Here is a 22,274-nt window from a genome sequence, read left to right as displayed (position 1 = left end):
CCCCAGGCTCGGGACGCCGTTGGCTCTGTGCCGCCGACGGTTGAACGTACGCCCGGGATTTTCTTCCCTCACGCCGTCGCTTCAGTCGTGGGTGCCGATGTGCTGGTCCCCGTGTCGCTCACAGACCCAGTGGAAGGCACACGAGCACGCCACCGCGCGGGCGCTGGAGCAGCACCGCCCGCCGAAGTGCTCCGGCAAGGGGGCCTCCTCCTCTTCCGGCGGGTCCGGCAACATCAACGGAGCATCCCGCCCCGACTCCGCGGGTAGCGCGTCGCAGCATCCCCGCTTCATGCAGCGGGGGCACAAGGACAGCTCACAGTTGGCGCACCAGTCGAAGATTTCACCGGGGCCACCGCGCCGCTCACATCCACCACAGGTGTCGAACAAGGCCGACCTCCAGGCTTGACGTGAAGGAGGGTAGGGAGGGGGTCTGACAGGTGGAGGGCCCCCGGGGGAGTCACACCCCGCCGCGCGCGCCGTCCTGCAAGTGTCATTTCGGTCTCTGTCCGAGGGTGGATCCTTCCGTCGGTGAACGGCCGACGCCCCCTCTGTGCGGCACTGAACGGTTGCGCCGGGTGCGTCGGACGCACATGGAAGAAGCTTCCGGGAGGGCCGGTCACATGTCCGGGAAGGAGTGGGCATCCATGCGAAGGGAACGGCGGATCATCGGGGTCTTCGGATCAGGCCAGGAAGAGCACCTGGAGCGTGTCATTCCCCTGGCACGGTGGATCGCCGAGGCGGGGTTCGACCTGCTCACCGGCGCCGGCAGCGGCGTCATGCGGGCGGCCGCGGATGCCTTCGTCCAGGTGGTGGGTCGGCGCGGAATCTCCATTGGCATCGTCCCCGGCACCGTGAAGGACGGCGACTACGTGCCGCGCTCCGGCTACCCCAACCCGGGGGTGGAGCTGGCCATCTACACCCACCTGCCCCTCAGCGGAGTGCAGGGGACGGACCCGCTCAGCCGCAACCACATCAACGTGCTCACCCCCCACGCCCTCGTGGCCCTGCCGGGGGGCGCCGGCACCGCCTCCGAGGCCGCGCTGTGCCTGCGCTACGGCAAGCCCATCATCCTCTTCGGCCCCCCGGAGGCGTTCCGCCGCTTCTCCTCGGAGCTGGAGCGCACCGACTCCCTGGAGCGCGTCGCCGAGTTCATCCGCGCCTCCGTCCGTGAGCCCGCCCGGCCCCTCGCTCCCTGAGCGAGAAAAGCCAGGATTGCTTGGTTTGATCGAGGGCACTCGAAGCCGGGGGAAAAACGACTAGGATGGACGGCTGTCGACATGATCAGCGCCGAATACCCACTCGCCAGCTGGTTCCTCGCCGTCTCGACGACGTTCTTCCTGCTGGTGTTCGCGCTGCCGTTGTTGCTGATGCCGCTGCGCTGGTCCCGGTGGTTCGGCTGGGCGCCGGTGCAGGGGAACACGGACCTGACGGTGTATTTCGGCCGCTGTCTGGGAGGGGTGGCGCTGGCCATCATCCTCACGGTGGTGCGCTACATCCCGGACCCGCGGAGTCAGCCGGCGCTGTTCGAGCTCATCGGCTGGGTGTGCGTGGCGATGGTGGTGGTCCACGCGTGGGGCGCGCTGAGAAGGGCGCAGCCGCTGTCGGAGACCATCGAGACGTTCTTCTACGCCGTCGTGGGCGTGGTCGCGATGTGGATTCGCTACCGGACGTTGGGCTGAGGGCGGCATGTCGTCGGCGGACATCGACCTCGTCCTCTCCTCCCTGCGGCCCTACATCCCTGGCGCGCTGCTGCGCCGCCTGGAGGACACGGAGGCGCACGCGCTGCCTCCGGTGGAGTCGGTGCGCGGCGCCATCCTGGTGCTCGACATCGCGGGCTTCACGCCCATCGTCGTCGGGCTGAGTGGCGAGGGGCCTCGCGGCATCGACGCGCTCCAGCGCCTCCTGGAGAGCTACTACACGGAGATGATCGACGTCGTGAAGGAGCACGGCGGCGACATCTACCAGTTCGCCGGAGACTCCATCCTCGCCTGCTTCGAGCCCGCCGCGAGCGAGGGCGACGCGGAGGCGGTGGGACGCGCGGCGCGGTGCGCGCTGGACGTGCAGCGGCGGCTGGCGCGCTTCTCCCGGCTGGAGCTGTTGGGACAGCGCTTCGCCGTGTCGTCGCGCATCGGCATCGGCGTGGGGGAGTCGCACCGCATCGTCCTGGGCACGACGGGCATGTGGATGCACCCGGCGCTCGTGGGCCACCCGCTGGAGCAGGCGGTTGCCGCGGAGAAGCGGGCCCGCGTGGGCGAGGTCCTCCTGAGCCGCGAGGCGTGGGCGCTCCTGCCGGACCTGGCCCGGGTGGGCGAGGAGCGCGACGGCGCCTTCCGCCTGGAGCCCTCGGTGCCGCTGGAGGCGCGGGCTCCGCCCACGTTCGTCTCCCCCGGTGGAGAAGAACTGGTGGGCCGCTGCGCGCTGCTGCTGCACCCGGTGCTCTTCACCCGCATCACCACGGCGCACCAGGAATTGGGCGGGGACTTCCGAGACCTCACCTGCTTCTTCCTGCGCTTCAAGACGGACCATTCGCCGTCGGAAATCGAGGGCTTCACCCGCGAGCTGAACGCCTTCTACGAGCACGTCCAGCGAGAGAGCGCGCACCACGGCGGCGTGCTGCTGATGACGGACTTCACGGACAAGGGCAACGTCCTCTACGTCCTCTTCGGCGCGCCCACCGCGCAGCAGAACAAGGAAGTGCTCGCCAGCCGGCTGGCGTGCAAGCTGTTGCGTGAGCGCGAGTCCTTCCCGTACGTGCGCGAGCTGCAGATTGGTATCGCCACGGGGCACGCCTACTTCGGCGACATGGGCTCGCCCTGGCGCAAGGGCTACTCGGCGCTGGGCGAGGTGGTGAACCTGGCCGCGCGGCTGATGACCTACGCGGACGGAGTGGGCATCCACATCGACGCGCAGACGGAGCGCAAGCTCCAGGTGGGCGGCTTCACCACGGAGTTCGTGGAGGACGCGACGCTCAAGGGCGTCTCCCGCGCGGTGCCCGTCTACCAGCTCAAGGGCGAGGTGCGCCGCAGCCTCTTCATCAAGGGGCGGGGCGGCATCGTCGGGCGCGGGCGCGAGCTGGGGCAGCTCCACGCGGCGGTGGAGGAGTCGCTTTCGGGCAGTGGCCGGCTGTGCGTGGTGTCCGGCGAGGCGGGCATCGGCAAGTCTCGGCTGGGCGCCAAGGTGGTGGAGGAGGCGGAGTCGCGCGGCGCGCGCAGCCTGTACGGCATCTGCTACTCGTACGAGATGTTCACGCCCTTCTTCCCCTGGAAGGAGGTGCTCGTGCAGCTCTTCGGCCTGCACGAGGGCGACGACGTGGACGCGCAGCTCGCGCGGCTGCGGCAGGGGTTCGACGGGCTGGAGGACGCGGGCCCGGAGTGGATTCCGGTGATGGCCGCCCTGCTGGGCCTGAGCGTGGAGGAAGACGCGGCCACGGTGGGGCTGGACGCGCGGCACAAGAACCAGAAGGTCTTTCAAATCATCTTCCAGCTCCTGGAGAAGCACGCGCGCAAGACGCCGCTGCTGTTGTTCTTCGAGGACCTGCACTGGGCGGACAACATCTCCGTCGACCTCATCGAGTACGTGGCGGCCCGGCTCGCGCCGCTGCGGCTGACGCTGCTGGTGACGATGCGGCCCGGTGAGCAGCTGCGCAACGTGCGCGACGACATGCCGGGGTTGTGCCGGTTGGACCTGTCCAGCCTGGAGGACGAGGACACCCGTGCGCTCCTGCGCGTCCACCTGCGCATGGAGCCGCCAGACACGGCGCTGGAGGACGTGCTCCTGTCCAAGGTGCAGGGCAATCCGTTCTTCGCGGAGTCCATCGTCCAGGGGCTCGTCGAGGGCGGCTACCTGGGGCCTGTGTCGCCGGGTGCGTCGCGGCGGGAGCTGAAGCGGAGCCTCCAGACGCTGGTGCTGCCGGACTCCATCCAGGACGTGGTGCTCGCGCGCATCGACCTCTTGAGCGAGACGGAGAAGCTGGTGGTGAAGGTGGCGTCCGTCATCGGCCGCATCTTCACGCTGGACGCGGTGGCGGCGCTCGCGCCGGGCTCGGTGTCCCGTCAGCGCATCCGCGAGGCCATCGACACGCTGACGCACCTGGGCCTCATCCTCCTGGAGGTGGAGGAGCCCTACACCTGCATCTTCAAGCACATCGTCATCCGCGACGCGGCCTACAACACGCTCATGGTGTCGTCGCGGGAGGACCTGCACCGGCGCCTGGCGCGCTTCCTGGAAGCCCGTGCCGGTGAGAACACGGCGGCGTCCGCGGGCATCCTCGCCTTCCACTTCCTGGCCGGGAACGACGAGGTGAAGGGCCTGGAGTACACGCTGATGGCGGCCCGCGGGGCGCGCGGCCAGTACGCCAACGACGACGCCCTCCACCACTACAACCGCGCCATCGAAATCCTCGCCGGCACGGTGGAGTTGGACCCCGACGAGGTGCTGCTCAAGACGCGCCGGGTGATGCAGGAGCTGGCGGAGACGCTGCTGCAGGCGGGCAACTACGCGGGCGCCATCCACATGTTCGAGCAGTGCCTGGCGGACGAGGAGCTGGTGTCACGCCGCGCGGAGCTGCACCTGGGCCTGGGGCGAGCCCATCAGGAGAAGGGCGAGTCCAAGCGGGCCATCCAGGAGCTGGAGCGGGCCATGGAGTTGATGGGGCACCGCACGCCGGGGAGCCTGCCCGCGCTCGTGGTGCGCACGCTCCTGGCCTTCGGGCTGCACCTGCTCTACGCGCTGTTCCCCTGGTTGGCGCGGCCCCTGGGCTCACGGCTGCCGCTGTACCTCAAGCAGCTGACCACGCTCATCTCCCTCATCAAGATCTACTACTTCAAGGACATCGCCAAGCTCACCTGGGCGACCATGGTGGCCACCATCATGGCGGAGCGCTCGCGCGGTGAGCGGGGCCTGAGCCTGGCGAGCAGCTATTACGGCTCGCTCCTGTTCGGCTCGGGCTTCCTCGGGCTGTCGAAGCGCTGGTGTCTGCGCGCGCTGGACTACGCGCGGCGGGCGAGAGATCCCTCGGCGGAGGGCATCGCCCTGAGTCGGCTGGCCACGCTGTCCGTCTTCAGCAACGACCTGGCGCAGGCGACGCAGTACGCCGAGCAGGCCATGTCCCTGCTGCGCCAGGTGCGGGACATGTGGGAGGTGCAGACGGGGCTGATGATGCTGGGCTCCAGCCAGTTCCTCGCCTCGCGCTTCGAGGGGGCCGAGCGGGCCTTCGTGGAGATGGGGAAGATGGGCGAGGAGCTGCACGCGCTCATGCACCAGGGGTGGGCTCACTCGTGGATTCCCATGTGCCGCTACCTGCGGGGCGAGGGCGAAGTCGGCGAGCTGTGCGCGGAGTTGGAGCAGGGCCTGCGCATCAGCATCGAGGTGCAGGACCTGGCCAACCAGTGCGCCAGCCTCAACCACCTGGTCAACGTGACGGTGCGCGAGCATCAGGTGGAGGAAGCGGGCTTGATGGCGGTGCGCGCGGACGAGGCGCTGTGGCGCTACCACGTGCTGGTGCCCTTCCTCCACATTGGCCTGGTCGACGCGGCGGAGGGCGCGCTGTTCGCGCTGGAGCAGGGCGCGGTGGCGGTGCCTCAGGAGACGCTGTGGGCCATCATCCGTCGCTGCCTGTTCAAGGCGCGGCTGTTGGGGCGGCGCTATCCATACCTGAAGGGGCCCGCGATGCGGGTGACGGCGCGCGCGCTGGCGCTGAAGAAGGGCGGCAAGGCGGCGGAGTCGCTGTTCCTGCGCGCCATCGCCTTCCTGGAGGACACGCCGAACCGGTGGGAGACGGGCGTCGCGTACCATGACGCGGCCGTGGCGCTGCCGCACCGGCGCGTGGAGTTCCTGGCGCGGGCGCGCGACATCTTCCAGTCCATTGGTGCCCAGGCGGAGCTGCGGCGCCTGGACCGGTTGGAGGCGGAGCTGGGCCTGACGCCGCCTGCCCCGGTGGAAGCGCCTCGCGCCGTCGCGCTCAGGTGATGCGCTGGGGCTGAAGTCCGAGCGCCGCCATCTGCTTCGTGTCCCAGTCCTCCAGCGCGTCCATGCCGGCGATGTAGCGGCGGGCCGGGTTCTTCAGTGGGTTGCGGATGCTGAGGATTTCGGGCCCGGCGAAGAGGATGGTCTGCTTGTAGCGGGGCAGGTTGCTCAAGGTCAGCTTGGACCAGTAGTGCCGGGCGATGTTCGGCAGGCTCCCCAACTGCGCGCAGAGCCGGTGGAAGTGGTCCACGACCTCGGAGGGGTGCAGGTTCTTCGGCCGGTGGCAGAGCGTGTAGCCGTCGTAGTCGCGGCTGACGGTGCCGGGCAGGAGCCGGTCCTCGGCCTGCAGCTCGCGGAAGAACGGCGTCTCCGGGTAGGGGCTGACGATGCCGAGGAACGTGACGGAGAAGTACTGCAGGTCCGCGAGGTACTCGGGGATTTTCTCCAGGTACTCATTGGTGTCGCCGTCCGAGCCGACGATGAGGCCGAAGGACAGGAGGATTCCGGCGGAGAAGGTGCGGCGGATGACGGCGTCGACCTCGGAGAGCGTGTTCTGCCCCTTGTTCATCGCCTTGATGGACTCGGGGTTGAGCGACTCCAGGCCGGTGTACACGTAGCGGCAGCCGGCCTTGGCCATCAGGTTCACCAGCGACGCGTCCTTGAGGACGTTGAAGGTGAGCGCGCAGCCCCAGGTCTTCTTGAGGGGAATCAGCGCCTCGCACAGCTCGCGCAGGTACTTGGGCGAGCCGCCCAGGTTGTTGTCGAGGAAGATGAAGGCGTCCTTCATCAACCCCAGGTAGTTGGGGTTCCAGCGCATGCGCGTCTGGATTTCGTCGATGACCTGCGCGACGGGGCGGTAGCGGTAGCGCTCGTGGCCGGTGAGGACGCAGAAGTTGCAGCGGAACGGGCAGCCGCGTGACGCCTCGATGCCGGGCAGGCGCACCTTGTTGTTCGTGAAGTCGATGAGCTCGTAGCGATACGGCTGGATGGCGGTGGGGCCGAGCGAGGGCCGCTCGTAGCGCTTCTGGAGCTGGCCCTTCTCGAAGTCCGCGATGAGGGCGGGGACGTTGGACTCGGGCTCACCGGTGATGACGGCGTCGAAGTACAGTGCCACGTCGTCGGGGAAGTGCGTGGCGTGGCGGCCGCCGGCGACGGTGGTCATTCCGCGCTGGCGGAACAGCGTGGAGAGCACCTTGGTGTGCTCGTAGTACGAGTGCAGGTACGAGAAGAAGACCAGGTCCCAGTGCCGGTCCAACGGGATGTCCACCTCCTTCTCGTTGAAGACCTCCACCTCCGCGTGCTCGGGGCACAGGCCGGCGATCAGCTCCGGCACGGAGGACTGCATGATGGAGGGTTCCTTGATGCGCAGGCGCGTGGGGTGCGTGTACGTGGCGATGACGGCGATCCGCATGCGAGGCTGTGGCTCCAGGATGAAGCGGCGCGAGCGAGGATTCGCCGTCGACAGTCGGAGTCTCCCCCTCGTGAGACCGTGTTCCCAGAATCCTCCGGGTGAGCCGTCTTGGCAAAATGACAGCGGCTGTGTCCCGATGGACCCCCGCGTGTTTCAGGCCCCAGCTGGGGGGCGGGTCCGCAATTTCTCCCGGAGACATTCCGCCAATTCGGAACACAGCTGCTCGGGGAAGCCCGACAGGCCCGGCGTGTCGTTGCACTCCAGCAACACGAAGCGCCCCTCCTGCGTCTCCAGGAAGTCGAGCGCGACGATATCAGCCCCCAGGTGCTCCAGGGCCCGCCGGGTGTAGCCCACCAATTCCTCGGGAGCGTCGATGACCTGGTGTTTTCGCGTCTGGACGTTGGCCTTCCAGCCCGCGCCCGCGCGCGACATGGCCCAGAACTGGTCCCTGATGGCCAGGCAGCGCACGTCCCGCCGGTAGTCGATGTAGGGCTCGACCGCCGCGTAGTCATCGGCGGCGAACAGCAGGTCCGCGACCTCGAACCACTCGGACTCTTTTCGCACCAGCGCCTTCCCGTAACCGCCATGGTGGTTACCCACCTTCACGACGAACGGCGCGGGTCGGGCAATCCGGCGCACCATGTCGTCACCGAGCGCGACGTCGAAGGGGATGACGGGCAGGCCCGCCTCGCGAAGCTCGGCGAGCATGGACAGCCGGTCATGACAACGCACGAGCGTCTTCGCGGGGTTGACACACGGCACGCCGCTCAGTCGCACCAGGTCCAGGACCGTGCGATGGCGCGGGTCCGGACGGATGGCGCCCACGCGCCAGAAGACGCCGTCGACTCGCACCGCCGCCTCTCGGGTGATGCACCACAGGATGCCCTCGCGCAGCACCCAGGCGGAGTCCTGGAGTCGGACCGGGATGACCTCGGCCTCCGGGAACCAGGTCGGCCAGTGCCGCTCGCCGTTGACGACCACGATGTTGGGACGCATCTGTTCTCCGGAAAGCATCCACTGTTCGGAGGCTGGGGAAAAAGCGCCAAGGCGTCCGAGTGTACGGGCCTTGTTTGTTTTACGGCGACACCCCGACGGGGGCTCGCGCAATGTCTGACATCGTCCACGCTCGCCTGCGCGCGCGCCACGTCGGGTAGGCATTCACTTCGCGTCGCAATGTTTGAAGCGTCACTCGAATAGGCCACCAGGGGTGCGTTCTTTCTCTAGGATGACTCTGTCCGCGGTGACCCGCTCGCGACGCTCCCCCTCGACTCCTCACCCAACGAGCCCCCCTCATGCCCGTGACCTCCTGGAACATTGATTCATCCCATTCCTCTGTCCTGTTCATCGCCCGCCACATGGTGGTGGCGCGCGTGCACGGCCGCTTCGAGCGCGTCTCCGGCGTGCTGCGCGTGGACGCCGAGCGGCCGACCCAGGGCGAGGTCGAAGTGAGCGCGGAGACGGCCAGCATCTACACGGGCGCGCCGGACCGCGACACGCACCTGCGCTCGCCCGACTTCCTCGACGCGGAAGCCGCGCCCAGGCTCACCTTCCGCAGCACGAACCTGGAGCCCACCGGAGGCTCGGGCTTCCGGCTCCTCGGCGAGCTGACCATCCGCAACGTGACGAAGCCCGTCGTATTCGAGGCTCGCCACACGGCCACGTCGAAGGACCCGTGGGGCAGCACGCGCCTCATCTACACGGCCAAGGGCACCATCAACCGCTCCGACTACGGCATCCGCTGGAACAAGACGCTCGACAACGGAGGGTGGCTCGTCGGCGAGAAGGTGGACATCGAACTGGACATCCAGGCCTTGCCCGCCGCGAGCTGAAGACGCGGCTCAAGGCGAGGGAAGGAAGTCGGCCAGCACGGCGGAGTGGTCCGAGCCGCCAAACCCGCCGCCTCCTTCCCGCGCCGCGCGGAACGAGCCCGGCACATAGGTGCCGCCCGCCGCGTTCGCGACGAACAGGTGGTCGATGGCCTGCTTCTGCCCGGAATAGACATAGGTCCAGGTCTGGTCGTCCGGCCGGTCCTTCGCCACGCGCAGCAGCTGTCCATCGCGCTCCATGGCGGTGATGGGCGCGGAGCCGGGCACGTCGTTGAGGTCGCCGCCCATCACCACCAGCGCCTTCGGCGCGCGCGCGGCGGCCTGAGCGACGATGGTCCGCGTGGTGTCCGCCTCCGCGTAGCGACGGCCCGGGTCGTCATCCACCTTCGAGCGGAAGTGCGCGGCGAAGACGATGACCTCCTTGCCGTTCACGTCCAGGTGCACCTCCAGCAGCTCGCGCGAGAAGCGCGTCGTCGAGCCATCCGGTCGCGTCAGGACGCGGTCCCGATGGCTTCCCACCGAGGTGATGGGGAAGGCGGACAGCACCGCCACGTCCACGGAGGCCGTCCCACCCGTCTCGCCCAGCACGGCGTGAGGAAACTCCGGCAGCCGCGCCTGGAGCGCGTCGAGCCCCACCTGGGTCTCCACCTCCGAGAGCAGCACGATGTCGGCGTCAAGCGTGGTGAGGGAACTCGCCAGCCGACCCACCTGGGCATCGAAGACGCCCGGCGTGGGCAGGGCTTCATACTCGGAGCCGCCGCACTTCCCTGAGTCGCAGACGGTGTCGAAGAGGCGATGAACGTTGAACGCCGCGATGCGCACGCTCCCCTCGGGCCGGACGACCTGGCCGCCGCCACAGGTGCCGGAGGGACACGGGTTCACCGGGCCTGGATTCTCCGGAGGAGGCCGCCCCTCACAGCCGAGGACGCCGAACAGCAGGCCCATGAGCAGCGGAGCACGGCGAAGAGAAGAGACGCACGCGCCGATGACTGCGGAGCGGTGCGGGCCACGGATGGGGAGCAGAGGCATTCGGGCGGGCACAGTACCACCGCGAAGTGGACCGGCCCCCGACGGCGAAGTGTCTCCGTCCTCGATTGCACTCGGGGCATGAGCTGCTAGGTTGCCGCGCGCCGTTGACGCCACCCGTCATTGTCTCAAGGGCGACCTCTCGTCGGGTCCCCGAGGGAGCGGGCGGTAGGGTGCTCGCGACGGGTGGGCGAGGTGACACTCCCCCTGGGATGTGTCGCAGGTTACGCCTTCATCAGGGATGCTGGGCGTGTACGGATGGTGCTGACTCTGTGGCTGGAGGCGTGGACATGTTCTGGGAGATTCTCATTGGCGCCGCAGTGATGACGCTCGTCACGGTGCTCTTCACGGGGCCCGGGATGTGGAGCTCCAGTTGGGGCTGGAAGAACGACAAGCAGAAGGGGAAGGACTCGTCCAAGCCGGACGTGTAGCCCCAGCGCTCCGGGTGCGGCCGGGCGAGCGTTTGGCCCTACGGCTCCGTGGCCACCATGCCCAGCCGCTGGCGAGCGCGGACCACCCGGGTGTCCAGCTCCGCGCGCTGCTCCTCGCTCAGCTTCGCGCGGCCCTGGCCCACGCCACCCTGGTGGATGAAGGTGCCTCGGCCCTGGAGCGCCGCTTGCGGCCCGCGCATGTCGAACCGCTCGTTGTGCTGCTTCATGTACGCGATGCCGCACCGCTCCAGGATGTCGCCCAGCCGCGACTCGTCGATGGGCAGCTCGCAGAACGCGGCCACGCGCCTGACGCCCGCCTCCAGGTTCTCAATCAAGTCCTCGTAGCGCACGTGCAGGACGTTGGCGTCCTTCCGGTGCGGCCACCAGGACTCGAGGTGCCCGAGCCACGGGTCCTCCACGTCCATGATCACCCGGAAGTAGCCCTCGAAGGGCAGGGGCGCGGCCTCCATCAGACAGTGGTGGTGGTAGAGCGAGCCCAGCGAGTCCGCCGCGTTGCGCGTGACATAGATGATGCGGCTGTGCCTGGGCGGCTTGAGCTGCTGGAAGGGCAGGTGCGACTTCAGGATGCGCGGTGAGGGCAGCGAGTCCAGCAGGGGCTCCGTGGTGGCATCGCGGGGCAGGAGCTCCAGGAAGGGTGACACCTGATTGATGTGCTCGAACTCGCCCCGGCCTTGCGTGATGAGCTGGAAGACAATCATCTGCATCCACGTCGTTCCCGCCTTGGGGCTGGTGGCGATGTAGATGTCTCCGCGTCGCGGTTTGAGCCAGACATATCTCAGACGCACCCACCGGAGCCATTCGGCGGTCGCCAGCAGCCGCCCTGACAGCCACGTGAGTCCGATAATGGATTGACGCAGCAGGGAGCGCAGCCAGGGGCGACTGCGCGGCACGGAATGAGCCGGTGACAACATGAACGACGCACTATGCACAATCACGTCGACACAACCAATGCAGGATTGGCGTGGCTCGCGGAGGCGTCCAGGGAATCGGAAATTTTCAGTAATCTAGTCGCAGACGCCAGGGCAATCCGCACCTCCAGTGTTAGGGGAGCAGGAGTCCGTGGGGTCGTCGACGCACCGCGCATCAGGTCCGGAGGCGACGCAGCCGCCGAGAACCCCCCCGCAGCACTCGACGTAGCCGGCGGGAACGTCGCAGGTCGACGGGTAGGCGGAACAGTTCCCCGTCGCGGACCGGGCGAAGACGGTCACCTGCACGCACGCCCCTTCGTCGTCATCGTCGGAACCACAGGCGCTCCACAGCAGCGCGCCCAGCACCCAACCTGCCAGCGTCAGTGTCTTCATGAGGGGCATCTTGGAGACTCCAGTCCCTGCATTGCGCCGAGTTCCTTGGCGGATGTCGAGCGGATGACGTCATTTCACCCGAAGACCCAGCACGGCGCAGCTCTTTACTTCCCGCCGGGTTGCCCAGGAGGACAGGGCGGTGGCGGCCTCGCCGCGCTTTGGCGCTTCGCGACGAATGGGAAGTGGGCCGGCCACGCCGTGCCTGGACCCATACGTCGTGAGAGGTCCCATGTTGTCACTGACCTGTCGAGTCGCGACCACCCGGTGGGAGCTGGTTGACGCGCTGCTGACCCGTTGGACTGTCTTTGAAGAAGGAGCGCCGTCCTCGCGGTCTGGCGCGTCGCTCCTGTTGCGGTGAGCCGCTTCGACATGCTGGAGACCTCCGTGTGCCTGGTCGCCCACGCGGGCGCGGAGCCGGTGGCCACCTCTCGCCTGCTGTTGCCCAACGTCCGGGTGGATCGGGCCATGGGGGCCCGTGCTGGGCGAGGTCCCTCGCGGGTGGGCAACCAACCAGGCACGACACCCATCTTCATCAACACAACCGCCCCGTGGGGTCACCCGGGCATGTCAGAGGCGCGGTGTAAGGGTGATACTTCATGGACTTCGCGACGCTCGAAACCCTGCGACTGAAGCATCCCGCATGGCGGCTGCTCGTCGCGGACCACGCCTCCCTCATCGTCAGCTTCCTCCACCGCGTCTTCGTCGAATCCAACGCCCGCGCCACACCCCAACGGGAACTGGTGCTGCGCCTCGAAGACCATCTGCACGCCCTCCGGGAGCGGCGCGGGGAGGCCGCGTTTCCTCGAAGTGCTGGCGCGTATCTCGACGAGTGGGCTGCCGACAGCGCGGGCTGGCTGCGCAAGTTCTATCCGCCCGACACGGATGAACCGCACTTCGACCTGACGCCCGCAGCGGAGCGCGCCATCCGCTGGTTGAGCCAGCTCACCGAGCAACCCTTCGTGGGCACCGAGTCCCGATTGCTCACCGTCTTCCATCTCCTCCAGGAGATGACCGAGGGCACCGAGCCCGACCCCGAGGCCCGGCTCGTGGAGCTGGAGCGCCGCAAGGCCGAAGTGGAGGCGGAGATCACCCGCGTACGCGCCGGCCACCTGGACCTGATGGATGAGTCCGCTCTCAAGGACCGCTTCCAGCAGATGTCCGACACCGCGCGCGGGCTGCTGTCCGACTTCCGCGCGCTGGAAGACGGCTTCCATGCGCTGGACCGGCGCGTGCGTGAGCGCATCGCGACGTGGGAGGGAACGCGCGGCGACCTCCTGGAGACGGTGCTGGGCGAACGAGACGCCATCAATGGCTCCGACCAGGGGCGAAGCTTCCGAGCCTTCTGGGACTTCCTCATGTCCCCCGAGCGCAAAGAGGCGCTCACCCGGAACCTGGAGCGCGTCCTGGCGCACCCCGCGATTCAGTCGCTCCAGCCGGACTCGCGCCTGCCGCGAATCCACTTCGACTGGCTGGAGGCGGGCGAGCACACCCAGCGCACCGTGGCGAGGCTGTCCGGTCAGCTCCGCCGCTTCCTGGATGACCGCGTCTGGTTGGAGAACCGCCGCATCCTCCAGGTGCTGCGCGGCATTGAGAAACACGCCCTCGCCGTGCGCACGCGTCCTCCCACCGTGCCCCTCATGTCGCTCGACGAGCTGGCACCCACGCTCGAGCTTCCGCTGGAGCGTCCCATGTACTCACCGCCCGCGCGCACCCGGATGGCGGACGAGGAGGTGCTGGAGGCGACCGAGGACGTGCCCTCCGAGGCCCTCTTCAACCTCGCGTTCATCGACAAGGCGCGGTTGAAGACGCACGTCCGCGAGGCCCTCCAGTCACGCGAGCAGATCTCCCTGGCGGAGCTGGTGCGGGAGCACCCCTTGCAACACGGCCTCGCGGAGCTGGTCGTCTACCTGAGCCTTGCCTCCGAGGACAGGCGCTCCTCGGTCGATGAGGCCCGTACGCAAGAACTCTTCTGGACCGACGCGAGCGGCCACCCGCGCCGCGCCACCCTTCCCCTGGTGCTCTTCCTCCGATGACGACCCCCGCTCCGCGTCCCTCTGAAGGTCCCGATGCCCTGTCACTCGTCGTGGTCTCCCTCTTGAAAGGTGTTGTCTACCGCGAGGACAACTCCGCGCTGTGGCAGTCCCTGCTCCAACTGCAGGCCCGCGTGCGGGACCAGGTGTCCGTGCTGGGCATGCGGTTGATGCTCGACGAGTCGGAGGGCCACGCGTTCTTGCGACAGCGCTCGGAGGGGGAGGGCGCATCCGAGCTGCCTCGGCTCATCGCGCGCAGGCAGCTGGGGTATGGCCTGAGCCTGTTGCTCGCGCTGCTGCGCAAGAAGCTCGCGGATGCGGACGCCGCGGCGGGGGGTGGGCGGTTGGTGCTCCGGCGCCATGAGCTGCAAGAGCTGGTGAGGCTGTTCCTCCCGGATGGCACCAACGAGGTCCGGTGGGTGGAGCGCGTGAATCAGGACATTGAGCGGGCGCTGGAGATGGGGTTCCTCCGAAGGCTGGGGGAGGAGGACACCTTCGAGGTCCGCCGCATCCTGAAGGCATTCGTCGATGCGCAGTGGCTGGAGGACTTCGAGCAGCGGCTCGCGGCCTACCGCGACCAGCTCGTCGAGAAACAACCTGGAGGTGTGGAATGAGCACGGTACGTCCTCTCACGCAGGCGGACCTGTTGGATGTCGGCGCGCCCAACGAGCGCGCGGGATTTCGACTGCGCCGGTTCGAGGTCTACAACTGGGGCACCTTCCACGACCGCGTGTGGCACCTGGAGCTCCAGGGCGAGAGCGGGCTGCTCACCGGGGATATCGGCTCGGGCAAGTCGACGCTGGTGGACGGCCTGGTGACGCTGTTCGTGCCGCCCCAGAAGCTCGCCTACAACAAGGCGGCGGGCGCGGAGGCCCGGGAGCGCTCACTGCGCTCCTATGTGCGAGGCCAGTACAAGTCCGAGCGCGGTGAGGGAGGGCAGGGCGCCAGGCCCGTCTTCCTCCGTGACGCGCCGACGTACTCGGTGCTGCTCGCCCACTTCCACAACGAGGGTTATGGCCAGGACGTCACGCTCGCCCAGGTCATGTGGATGCGCGAGCCGGAGGGCCAGCCCGCGCGGCTGTACGTGGTCGCGGATGGGAAGCTCTCCATCACCGAGCACTTCTCACGCTGCGGCTCGGACCTGAACGCGCTGAAGAAGCGCCTCAAGGACCTCTCGCGCGAAGTCCATGAGACGTTCCCACCGTATCAGGCGGCCTTCCGGCGACGCTTCGGGCTGGAGAACGAGCAGGCGTTGGACCTGTTCCTCCAGACGGTGTCGATGAAGTCCGTGGGCAACCTGACGGACTTCGTGCGCCAGCACATGCTGCCTCCCTTCGACGTGGAGACGCGGCTCGCGGCGCTCATGGGCCACTTCGATGACCTCCACCGCGCGCACGAAGCGGTCCTCAAGGCGAAGCGGCAGGTGAGCCGACTGGAGCCGCTGGTGGCGGACCATGAGCGCTTCACCGCCCTGTCCACGGAGCTCGACGCGCTGCGAAGCTGCCGCGACGCCCTGCGGCCCTGGTTCTCCGAGCAGAAGGCGCGACTGTTCGAGGCGCGCCTGGCCAGCCTGGAGGCGGAGCGTGAGCAGGTGCGCCTCCAGGCGGAGCAGGTGCGGGAGCAGCGCGAGCGGCACGGGGCGGACCGGGACAGGCTGCGTCAGTCCATCTCCGCCAACGGGGGAGACCGCCTGGAGACGGAGAAGGCGGAGCTGGTGCAGCGCAGACATGAGCGGGACGAGCGCCTGCGGAAGGCGGACCGCTACTCGCGGATGGCCCAGGCCGTGGGCCTGCCAGCCGCGACGGAGCTGGAGGTCTTCCTCTCCAATGCACGCTCGGTCCAGCTCCAGCGCGAGGCGACCGCGAGCGAGCTGGCGGAGGTGCAGAACACCCGCACGGAGGTCGTCATGGACCTGCGTGACATGAAGAAGGCGCACGTGGCCGTGGCCGTGGAGCTGGAGGCGCTGCGTCGTCAGCGCTCCAACATCCCGGCGCGCTTCCTCCACCTCCGGGCCCGGCTGTGCGCGGACCTCCAGCTGTCCGAGGACGTGCTCCCGTTCGCCGGAGAGCTGCTGCGAATCCGCGACGAGGCGCGCGACTGGACGGGCGCCATCGAGCGCGTGCTGTACTCGCTGGGCGTGTCCCTGCTGGTGCCCGACTCCGACTACGCGCGGGTCAGTCAGTGGGTGGACCGCACCCATCTGAACGAGCGGCTCGTCTACTACCGCGTCCGGGAAGAGGGCCTGACGCGGGTGCCACCGTCACGGCCCGAGTCCCTTCCGCACAAGCTCGCCCTCAAGCCGGGCTCCAGCATGGCGCCGTGGTTGGAGGGGCAGCTCGCCCGGCAGTTCGACTACACCTGCTGCGACACGACGGAGCAGTTCGTTCGCTCACGTCAGGCGCTCTCTCGTTCGGGACAGGTGAAGTCGGGCGGGGAGCGGCACTTGAAGGACGACCGGCGCCGCATCGACGACCGCTCGCAGTGGGTGCTGGGCTGGACGAACGACACCAAGCGTCAGGCGCTGGAGTCGGAGTCCCGCGCCTTGGAAGCGAGAATCCAGGCGGCCACCGCGCGGTGGGAGGCGCTCGAACAGCGCCACGCGCGGCTGCAGACCCAGGGCGAGCAACTGGGCCAGCTCGCCGTCTTCGACACCTTCCGGGAGCTCGACTGGCGTCTGGTCGCCAGCGACATCCAGCGGAGGGAGGAGCGACTCAAGGCCCTGGAGGGCGAGTCCGATGTGCTCAGGGGCTTCGAGCGGGAGCTCGACGCCGTCGAGAAGGAGCTGGCGGCGACCGAGCAGGCCTTGAAGGCCGTGGAGAAGCGCCAGGGACGCCTGGAGGAGAAGGAGGACGCGACGCGGCGGACGCTGACGGCGTGCCAGCGAACGATGGGGGAAACGTCAGAGTCCATCCGGGCCTGCTACCCGCGCGTGGCCACGCTCTGCGCGGAGGGGCAGGGGGGCGCGGCGCTCGAAGCGGACGCGTGCGACGAGCGGGAGCGGCAGGTGCGCGAGCGGCTCCAGACGCGCATCGACAGCGAGGCGCGCAAGCAGGAGCGGGTGCGGGATGCCCTCCTCGCCGCGATGCAGGCGTATCGCACCGAGTTTCCGCTGGAGACCCAGGAGCTGGCGGCGAGCCTGGAGGCCGCGGCGGAGTACGTGGCGCTGCTCGGCTCGCTGCGCGCGGACGACCTGCCGCGCTTCGAGGCGCGCTTCAAGAGCCTCTTGAACGAGAACACCATCCGCGAGGTGGCCAACTTCCAGGCGCAGCTCCACCGGGAGCGCCACGGCATCCGCGAGCGGGTGGACACCATCAACCGCTCGTTGCGGGCCATCGACTACAACCCGGACCGCTACATCGTCCTGGAGCTGGTGCCGACGGTGGACGCCGACATCCGCGAGTTCCAGCAGGACCTGCGCGCCTGCACGGAGGGCACGCTCACGGGCTCGGAGGATGACGCGTACTCCGAGCAGAAGTTCCTGGAGGTGAAGCGCATCATCGAGCGCTTCCGGGGGCGGGTGGGCGAGGCCGACGCGGACGCGAAGTGGACGCAGCGGGTGACGGACGTGCGCAACTGGTTCAGCTTCTCCGCCTCGGAGCGCTGGCGCGCGGATGACCAGGAGCACGAGCACTACGCGGACTCGGGCGGCAAGTCGGGCGGACAGAAGGAGAAGCTCGCGTACACGGTGCTGGCCGCGAGCCTGGCCTACCAGTTCGGCCTGCAGTGGGGCGAGACGCGCTCGCGCTCGTTCCGCTTCGTGGTCATCGACGAGGCCTTCGGGCGCGGCTCCGACGAGTCGGCGGCGTATGGCCTGGAGCTGTTCCGCCGCCTGGACCTGCAACTGCTCATCGTGACGCCGCTGCAGAAGATTCGCGTCATCGAGCCGTACGTGGCCAGCGTGGGTTACGTCCACAACGAGGAGGGCCGCCGCTCCCGGGTTCGCAACCTCACCATCGAGCAGTACCACGCCGAGCGAGAGGCCCGGAGCGCATGAGCCGGGCGCTTGCATGGACCACTCCGGCGAACGTGCGGGAGCAGGTCCGGCGCGTCTGGGACTCGGGCCGCATCCTCTCGGCCCCGCTCTCCGGCGAGGCGCTCTTTCCGTTGACCCTGCGCCTGCGCCGGCCAGAGGGGGCGGAGCTGGCGGCCCGGTTCGACGAGGCCCGCCAGTGGGTCCGTGAGTGGGAAGGCGAGTCCCAGGGCGGCTCGGGTTTGCACGTGGAGTGGACGGAAGTGCGCCACCGCCAGCTCGGAGCGAACCGGGTGCCCCGGTGCGTCATCGTCCCCACCCGGGAGAGCGCGCTCGTGTTGTTGCGCAAATCGAGCGAGGCCCGGCGCTTCGACGCGCTGGCGAACCAGACGCTTGCTCGCTTCCCGTCGCTGCGCGAGTGGTTGGTTCGGCGCCCCCAGGTGCTCCTGGAGCGCGAGGACGCGTGGGCGCGGGTGCTCGTGGCGTTGGACTGGTTCCTCACACACCCGCACTCCGGGCGGTACATGCGACAGGTGGACCTTCCTGGGGTGGACTCCAAGTTCATCGAGAAGCACCAGGGACTCCTGATGGACCTTCAGGAAGAGGTGCAGCCGTCCGTGCGCGAGCGCCTCCCGGTGCGTGACTTCGCGTCCCGTTTCGGCCTGCGCGCGAAGCCACTCCGCGTCCACTTTCGCTTCCTGGATCCGGCCCTCTATCTCGAAGGCCTGTTGTCGGACCTGACCGTGACGGTCTCCGAGCTGGCGGCGCTGCGGCCTCGCGTCGAGCGCGTGTTCATCACCGAGAATGACGTCAACGGCCTCGCGTTCCCCTGTGTCCCGCGGAGCCTGGTCATCCTCGGCCTGGGATACGCGCTGGAGCCGCTCGGCGCGTTGCCCTGGCTGTCCTCGACCTGCGTGTACTACTGGGGCGACATCGACACGCATGGCTTCGCCATTCTCGACCGATTGCGCGCGCACCATCCCCGCGTCCATTCCCTGCTGATGGACCGCGACGTGCTGCTGGCGCACACGGCGCACTGGGTGGAGGAGGACAAGCCTCACCGGGGCACACTGTCGCGACTCACCGAGTCGGAGGCCGCGCTCTACGAGGACCTTCGCCATCAGCGGCTGGGCGAGCGCGTCCGACTGGAGCAGGAACACATCGGCTTTCGCTGGGTGGAGAACACCCTGGCCCGACTGTCCGCGTGAGTCAGGAGATGCCCCGGTTCGCTCGGGGACTCGTGTCTTGACGCACTGGGACCGCTTCGCTACGAAGGCGCGATGACTACAATCGTCGGTGTCGTAGGCCGTGAGATTCTCGACAGTCGCGGCAATCCCACTGTCGAAGTCGATGTCATCCTGGAGAACGGCATTCGCGGTCGCGCCGCGGTTCCCTCCGGTGCCTCGGTGGGCACGCACGAGGCCGTGGAGCTGAGGGACGGCGACAAGAGTCGCTACCTTGGCAAGGGCGTGCTGAAGGCCGTCTCCGCGGTGAACAACGAGCTGTTCAACGCGGTCCGAGGGATGAACGCGGAGGCGCAGCTCGAAATCGACCAGACGATGATTGCCCTCGACGGCACGCCGAACAAGAAGAAGCTCGGCGCCAATGCCATCCTCGGCGTGTCGCTGGCCGTGGCGAAGGCCGCCGCCGCCGCGCGCGGGTTGCCGCTCTACCGCTACGTGGGGGGCGTCTCCGCCAACCTGCTGCCCGTGCCGATGATGAACATCATCAACGGCGGCGCGCACGCGGACAACCCCATCGACTTCCAGGAGTTCATGATCATGCCCGTGGGAGCCAAGTCGCTCTCCGAGGCGGTGCGCATGGGCGCCGAGGTCTTCCACACCCTGAAGAAGGGCCTGTCCGAGGCCGGCCACGGCACCAACGTGGGCGACGAGGGCGGCTTCGCGCCGAACCTCAAGAACGCCGAAGAGGCGCTCGACTTCATCATGAAGTCCATCGAGAAGGCCGGCTACCGCCCCAACGAGGACATCGCCCTGGCGCTGGACTGTGCCGCCAGCGAGTTCTTCAAGGGCGGCGTCTACGACTACGAGGGCGAGGGCAAGAAGCGCTCCATCGAAGAGCACGTGAAGTACCTGGAGGGGCTGGCGGCGAAGTACCCCATCGTCTCCATCGAGGACGGGCTGGCCGAGGACGACATGGCTGGCTGGAAGCTGCTCACGGACCGCATCGGCAAGAAGATCCAGATTGTTGGCGATGACCTGTTCGTCACCAACGTGACGCGGCTGGCCGACGGCATCAAGAACGGCATCGCCAACTCCATCCTGGTGAAGGTCAACCAGATTGGCACGCTGTCGGAGGTCATGGCCGCCGTGGAGATGGCGCACAAGGCGGGCTACACCGCCGTGATGTCCCACCGCTCCGGTGAGACGGAGGACGCCACCATCGCGGACCTGGCCGTCGCCACCAACTGCGGTCAAATCAAGACGGGCTCGCTGTCCCGCGCGGACCGCACCGCGAAGTACAACCAGCTCATCCGAATCGAGCAGGAGCTGGGCAAGCAGGCCCGCTACGGCGGCCGCTCCGTGCTGCGCGTGGGGGCCTGAGGCGCGCGTCGGCGGCCGGGCGGAGTCGTCCGGCCGTCGTGCCGTCCGTCACACGGGCGGGGAAGGTCCGCGTGACGGCGGGGCTCACGCCGCGAGCCCCAGGTTGCGCCGCACCGCCGGCTGCCTCACCTTCCAGATGAGGCTGTCGACGATGTAGTGGTGGAAGTTGAGCGTCTGGACGATGAGCAGGCTGGCCGCCGGAATCCACCCGAGTCCCTTGAGGATGAAGGTGTAGAGCAGCGCGGAAATCCCCACGCAGACCACCAGGTAGTGGAGCATCCGGCGGCTCTGGCTGAGCGTGGAGAGGAACGGGTGGGCCTGACTCACCTTGTCCCCGAAGCGGCGGTTGTGGAACAGCCAGACGATGAGGATGTACTGCGCGTTGTGCCACACGTTGAGGCCCAGCCAGCCCGTCTCCAGGCTGGGGATGACGAAGTAGCCCAGCGTGAACATGCCCGCGTGCGTGGCCAGATAGAGCGTCTGCACGGGGCTGCCGGTGCCGGAGCGCAGCGCGCGGACCTGGAACGTGGCCCAGGCGGCCACCGCCACCAGCGCGCTGGCCGCGGCCACCCAGGCGACTTCCTGGGGCACCGGCAGCATTCGCACGTCCAGCTTGAGGAACGTGGTGGAGCCCTGCGCGGAGCGGTGGAGCAGGCCCGCCAGGGGAAGGAGGTAGAGCATCCACACCGTGGCCGGATTGTCCGAGGGCGGCCTGCGCGAGGCCCGGTCCAGGATGCGGCTGACGCCGTAGCTCTGCCGCAGGTAGTGCCACCCCTGCCAGTAGAAGTAGATGCTCATCAGCGGCCAGACGCCCGCGAGCTTGTACACGGTGAACGTCCCCGTGAAGACGAGCAGCGGCAGCACCCAGATGTGGAAACGGTGCTGTTGCCGGCTCTCCCCGTCGAAGCCCAGCCGCGTGAAGGTCGACACCACATGGTGGTAGCCGAGCAGCCACACGTCGATGGTCAGCAGCAGCGGGAATAGCGAGGGTTTCGCCAACGCGGCCAGGGCGAAGACACAGCCCAGTCCCGCGGTTCCCACGATGAAGAGAAGGTCGAAGCGGGGATTGCGAACCCAACCCCACGACAACTCCGCGGTGTCCGTCCGTGCGCTCACGGCGTCGGATGATACGGCTTGTGCAGAGGGCCTGTAAATCATGCAATGTCGGCAAGTGTGGTCATGGGCAATCAGGGATGATAATTCTTCTGGTCTGGTAATGATGTGTCGGATTGTTTTGATTGTCTTCACAGGCCCGACGGCTTGATGCAGAGTGCTCGCATCTCCACCCGAGGGGAGCGCCCGTGAAGACACTTCTCGTCACCCAGGCGGACCTGCGCAGGCTCGTGCAGGAGGTTGGAATCGATGCCCTGATGGACCAGGTCATCGAGGCGGTGGAAGGCGCCTTTCGCGCGTTCGACACGTCCCGGACGGAGCTGCGGCAGCGCGACGGTTTCACCCTGCGCAATGCTCGGACAGGCGTGCTGGAATGGATGCCAGTGATGCGCCAGGGGGAAACAATTACAATCAAAGTGGTGGGCTACAATCCGTTGAATCCCAGACGCTATGGGGTTCCCACCATCATCGCGACGAACAGTGTCTATGACTGTGAGACGGGGCATTTGAGGGCGGTGGTGGACGGGGTGCTGGCGACGGCGTTGCGCACGGGGGCGGCGTCCGCCATCGCGAGCCGCCACCTGGCGCATCCGGAGAGCCGGGTGGTGGGGCTGGTG

16 protein-coding genes and 1 pseudogene are annotated in these 22,274 nt (G+C 68.2%); 11 read left to right on the top strand and 6 right to left on the bottom strand.

Features of this window, described 5'->3' with window-relative positions; translation table 11 throughout:
* Positions 1-81: 81 nt before the first annotated feature.
* The gene (locus tag FJV41_RS23445) at positions 82-387 is read right to left on the bottom strand and encodes a hypothetical protein (protein WP_141644761.1); all 306 of its coding nucleotides are present in this window, start codon (positions 385-387) and stop codon (positions 82-84) included.
* A 257-nt stretch (positions 388-644) separates the two neighbouring features.
* On the opposite strand from FJV41_RS23445, the gene FJV41_RS23440 reads away from it, so the two are divergent.
* From FJV41_RS23440 to FJV41_RS23430, 3 genes are all read left to right on the top strand, one after another.
* Positions 645-1,196 carry an SLOG cluster 4 domain-containing protein gene (locus FJV41_RS23440; RefSeq protein WP_141644760.1) on the top strand — a complete coding sequence of 184 codons (552 nt, stop codon included), beginning with the start codon at positions 645-647 and terminating at the stop codon, positions 1,194-1,196.
* Between the two features lie 81 nt (positions 1,197-1,277).
* The gene (locus FJV41_RS23435; RefSeq protein WP_141644759.1) at positions 1,278-1,679 is read left to right on the top strand and encodes a hypothetical protein; all 402 of its coding nucleotides are present in this window, start codon (positions 1,278-1,280) and stop codon (positions 1,677-1,679) included.
* A gap of 7 nt (positions 1,680-1,686) precedes the next feature.
* Positions 1,687-5,967, top strand: coding sequence for an AAA family ATPase (locus tag FJV41_RS23430; RefSeq protein ID WP_141644758.1), 4,281 nt, complete (start codon positions 1,687-1,689; stop codon positions 5,965-5,967).
* On the opposite strand, the gene FJV41_RS23425 is transcribed toward FJV41_RS23430, so the two are convergent.
* Both FJV41_RS23425 and FJV41_RS23420 read right to left on the bottom strand, forming a co-directional pair.
* On the bottom strand, positions 5,960-7,375 hold the full coding sequence (locus FJV41_RS23425; protein ID WP_141644757.1) for a B12-binding domain-containing radical SAM protein: 1,416 nt from the start codon (positions 7,373-7,375) through the stop codon (positions 5,960-5,962). The two genes, FJV41_RS23430 and FJV41_RS23425, sit on opposite strands and share 8 nt — an antisense overlap.
* Before the next feature lie 153 nt (positions 7,376-7,528).
* Positions 7,529-8,371 (bottom strand): ATP-grasp domain-containing protein, encoded by an 843-nt coding sequence (locus tag FJV41_RS23420; RefSeq protein WP_141644756.1) that lies wholly within the window; start codon positions 8,369-8,371, stop codon positions 7,529-7,531.
* Between the two features lie 296 nt (positions 8,372-8,667).
* On the opposite strand from FJV41_RS23420, the gene FJV41_RS23415 reads away from it, so the two are divergent.
* Complete coding sequence (locus FJV41_RS23415) at positions 8,668-9,204, top strand: YceI family protein (RefSeq protein ID WP_141644755.1); 537 nt, start codon at positions 8,668-8,670, stop codon at positions 9,202-9,204.
* Positions 9,205-9,213: 9 nt separating this feature from the next.
* Here the strand turns inward: FJV41_RS23415 and FJV41_RS23410 are convergent, their stop codons facing one another.
* The gene (locus FJV41_RS23410; protein ID WP_141644754.1) at positions 9,214-10,230 is read right to left on the bottom strand and encodes an endonuclease/exonuclease/phosphatase family protein; all 1,017 of its coding nucleotides are present in this window, start codon (positions 10,228-10,230) and stop codon (positions 9,214-9,216) included.
* Between the two features lie 287 nt (positions 10,231-10,517).
* Between FJV41_RS23410 and FJV41_RS52455 the strand changes: the two genes are divergently transcribed.
* Entirely contained in the window at positions 10,518-10,658 is a 141-nt protein-coding gene (locus FJV41_RS52455; RefSeq protein WP_174486087.1) for a hypothetical protein, read from the top strand.
* Between the two features lie 38 nt (positions 10,659-10,696).
* Here the strand turns inward: FJV41_RS52455 and FJV41_RS23405 are convergent, their stop codons facing one another.
* Positions 10,697-11,614 (bottom strand): sulfotransferase domain-containing protein, encoded by a 918-nt coding sequence (locus FJV41_RS23405; RefSeq protein ID WP_141644753.1) that lies wholly within the window; start codon positions 11,612-11,614, stop codon positions 10,697-10,699.
* A gap of 962 nt (positions 11,615-12,576) precedes the next feature.
* Here FJV41_RS23405 and FJV41_RS23395 point away from each other — a divergent pair.
* The 5 genes from FJV41_RS23395 (at position 12,577) to eno (ending at position 20,544) form a co-directional block, all read left to right on the top strand.
* Positions 12,577-14,013: a DUF3375 domain-containing protein gene (locus FJV41_RS23395; protein WP_141644752.1), complete on the top strand. Its 1,437-nt coding sequence runs from the start codon at positions 12,577-12,579 to the stop codon at positions 14,011-14,013.
* On the top strand, positions 14,010-14,624 hold the full coding sequence (locus FJV41_RS23390) for a DUF4194 domain-containing protein (RefSeq protein ID WP_141644751.1): 615 nt from the start codon (positions 14,010-14,012) through the stop codon (positions 14,622-14,624). The genes FJV41_RS23395 and FJV41_RS23390 overlap by 4 nt, the downstream gene beginning before the upstream one ends.
* Positions 14,621-18,004 carry an ATP-binding protein gene (locus FJV41_RS23385; RefSeq protein WP_141644750.1) on the top strand — a complete coding sequence of 1,128 codons (3,384 nt, stop codon included), beginning with the start codon at positions 14,621-14,623 and terminating at the stop codon, positions 18,002-18,004. The genes FJV41_RS23390 and FJV41_RS23385 overlap by 4 nt, the downstream gene beginning before the upstream one ends.
* Positions 18,001-19,188: a DUF3322 domain-containing protein gene (locus FJV41_RS23380; RefSeq protein ID WP_141644749.1), complete on the top strand. Its 1,188-nt coding sequence runs from the start codon at positions 18,001-18,003 to the stop codon at positions 19,186-19,188. Before FJV41_RS23385 ends, FJV41_RS23380 begins: the two co-directional genes overlap by 4 nt.
* A gap of 72 nt (positions 19,189-19,260) precedes the next feature.
* Positions 19,261-20,544, top strand: a complete 1,284-nt coding sequence (gene eno, locus FJV41_RS23375; protein ID WP_141644748.1) for a phosphopyruvate hydratase — start codon at positions 19,261-19,263, stop codon at positions 20,542-20,544.
* Between the two features lie 84 nt (positions 20,545-20,628).
* Here the strand turns inward: eno and FJV41_RS23370 are convergent, their stop codons facing one another.
* On the bottom strand, positions 20,629-21,660 hold the full coding sequence (locus FJV41_RS23370; RefSeq protein ID WP_141644747.1) for a hypothetical protein: 1,032 nt from the start codon (positions 21,658-21,660) through the stop codon (positions 20,629-20,631).
* Positions 21,661-21,845: 185 nt separating this feature from the next.
* On the opposite strand from FJV41_RS23370, the pseudogene FJV41_RS23365 reads away from it, so the two are divergent.
* Positions 21,846-22,274: pseudogene (locus FJV41_RS23365) on the top strand (ornithine cyclodeaminase family protein); the annotation flags it as partial.

Origin of the sequence: Myxococcus llanfairpwllgwyngyllgogerychwyrndrobwllllantysiliogogogochensis, assembly GCF_006636215.1 — a bacterium.
Lineage (GTDB): Bacteria > Myxococcota > Myxococcia > Myxococcales > Myxococcaceae > Myxococcus > Myxococcus llanfairpwllgwyngyllgogerychwyrndrobwllllantysiliogogogochensis.
The sequence above is the reverse complement of the archived record's forward strand: the minus strand, read 5'-3'. Positions and strand labels throughout refer to the sequence as shown.

What these genes read in the sequence shown, in the direction of transcription:
- FJV41_RS23440 (WP_141644760.1), top strand. Translation starts at nt 645, where the DNA reads ATGCGAAGGGAACGGCGGATCATCGGGGTCTTCGGATCAGGCCAGGAA.
- FJV41_RS23435 (WP_141644759.1), top strand. Translation starts at nt 1,278, where the DNA reads ATGATCAGCGCCGAATACCCACTCGCCAGCTGGTTCCTCGCCGTCTCG.
- FJV41_RS23430 (WP_141644758.1), top strand. Translation starts at nt 1,687, where the DNA reads ATGTCGTCGGCGGACATCGACCTCGTCCTCTCCTCCCTGCGGCCCTAC.
- FJV41_RS23425 (WP_141644757.1), bottom strand. Translation starts at nt 7,375, where the DNA reads ATGCGGATCGCCGTCATCGCCACGTACACGCACCCCACGCGCCTGCGC.
- FJV41_RS23420 (WP_141644756.1), bottom strand. Translation starts at nt 8,371, where the DNA reads ATGCGTCCCAACATCGTGGTCGTCAACGGCGAGCGGCACTGGCCGACC.
- FJV41_RS23415 (WP_141644755.1), top strand. Translation starts at nt 8,668, where the DNA reads ATGCCCGTGACCTCCTGGAACATTGATTCATCCCATTCCTCTGTCCTG.
- FJV41_RS23410 (WP_141644754.1), bottom strand. Translation starts at nt 10,230, where the DNA reads ATGCCTCTGCTCCCCATCCGTGGCCCGCACCGCTCCGCAGTCATCGGC.
- FJV41_RS52455 (WP_174486087.1), top strand. Translation starts at nt 10,518, where the DNA reads ATGTTCTGGGAGATTCTCATTGGCGCCGCAGTGATGACGCTCGTCACG.
- FJV41_RS23395 (WP_141644752.1), top strand. Translation starts at nt 12,577, where the DNA reads ATGGACTTCGCGACGCTCGAAACCCTGCGACTGAAGCATCCCGCATGG.
- FJV41_RS23390 (WP_141644751.1), top strand. Translation starts at nt 14,010, where the DNA reads ATGACGACCCCCGCTCCGCGTCCCTCTGAAGGTCCCGATGCCCTGTCA.
- FJV41_RS23385 (WP_141644750.1), top strand. Translation starts at nt 14,621, where the DNA reads ATGAGCACGGTACGTCCTCTCACGCAGGCGGACCTGTTGGATGTCGGC.
- FJV41_RS23380 (WP_141644749.1), top strand. Translation starts at nt 18,001, where the DNA reads ATGAGCCGGGCGCTTGCATGGACCACTCCGGCGAACGTGCGGGAGCAG.
- eno (WP_141644748.1), top strand. Translation starts at nt 19,261, where the DNA reads ATGACTACAATCGTCGGTGTCGTAGGCCGTGAGATTCTCGACAGTCGC.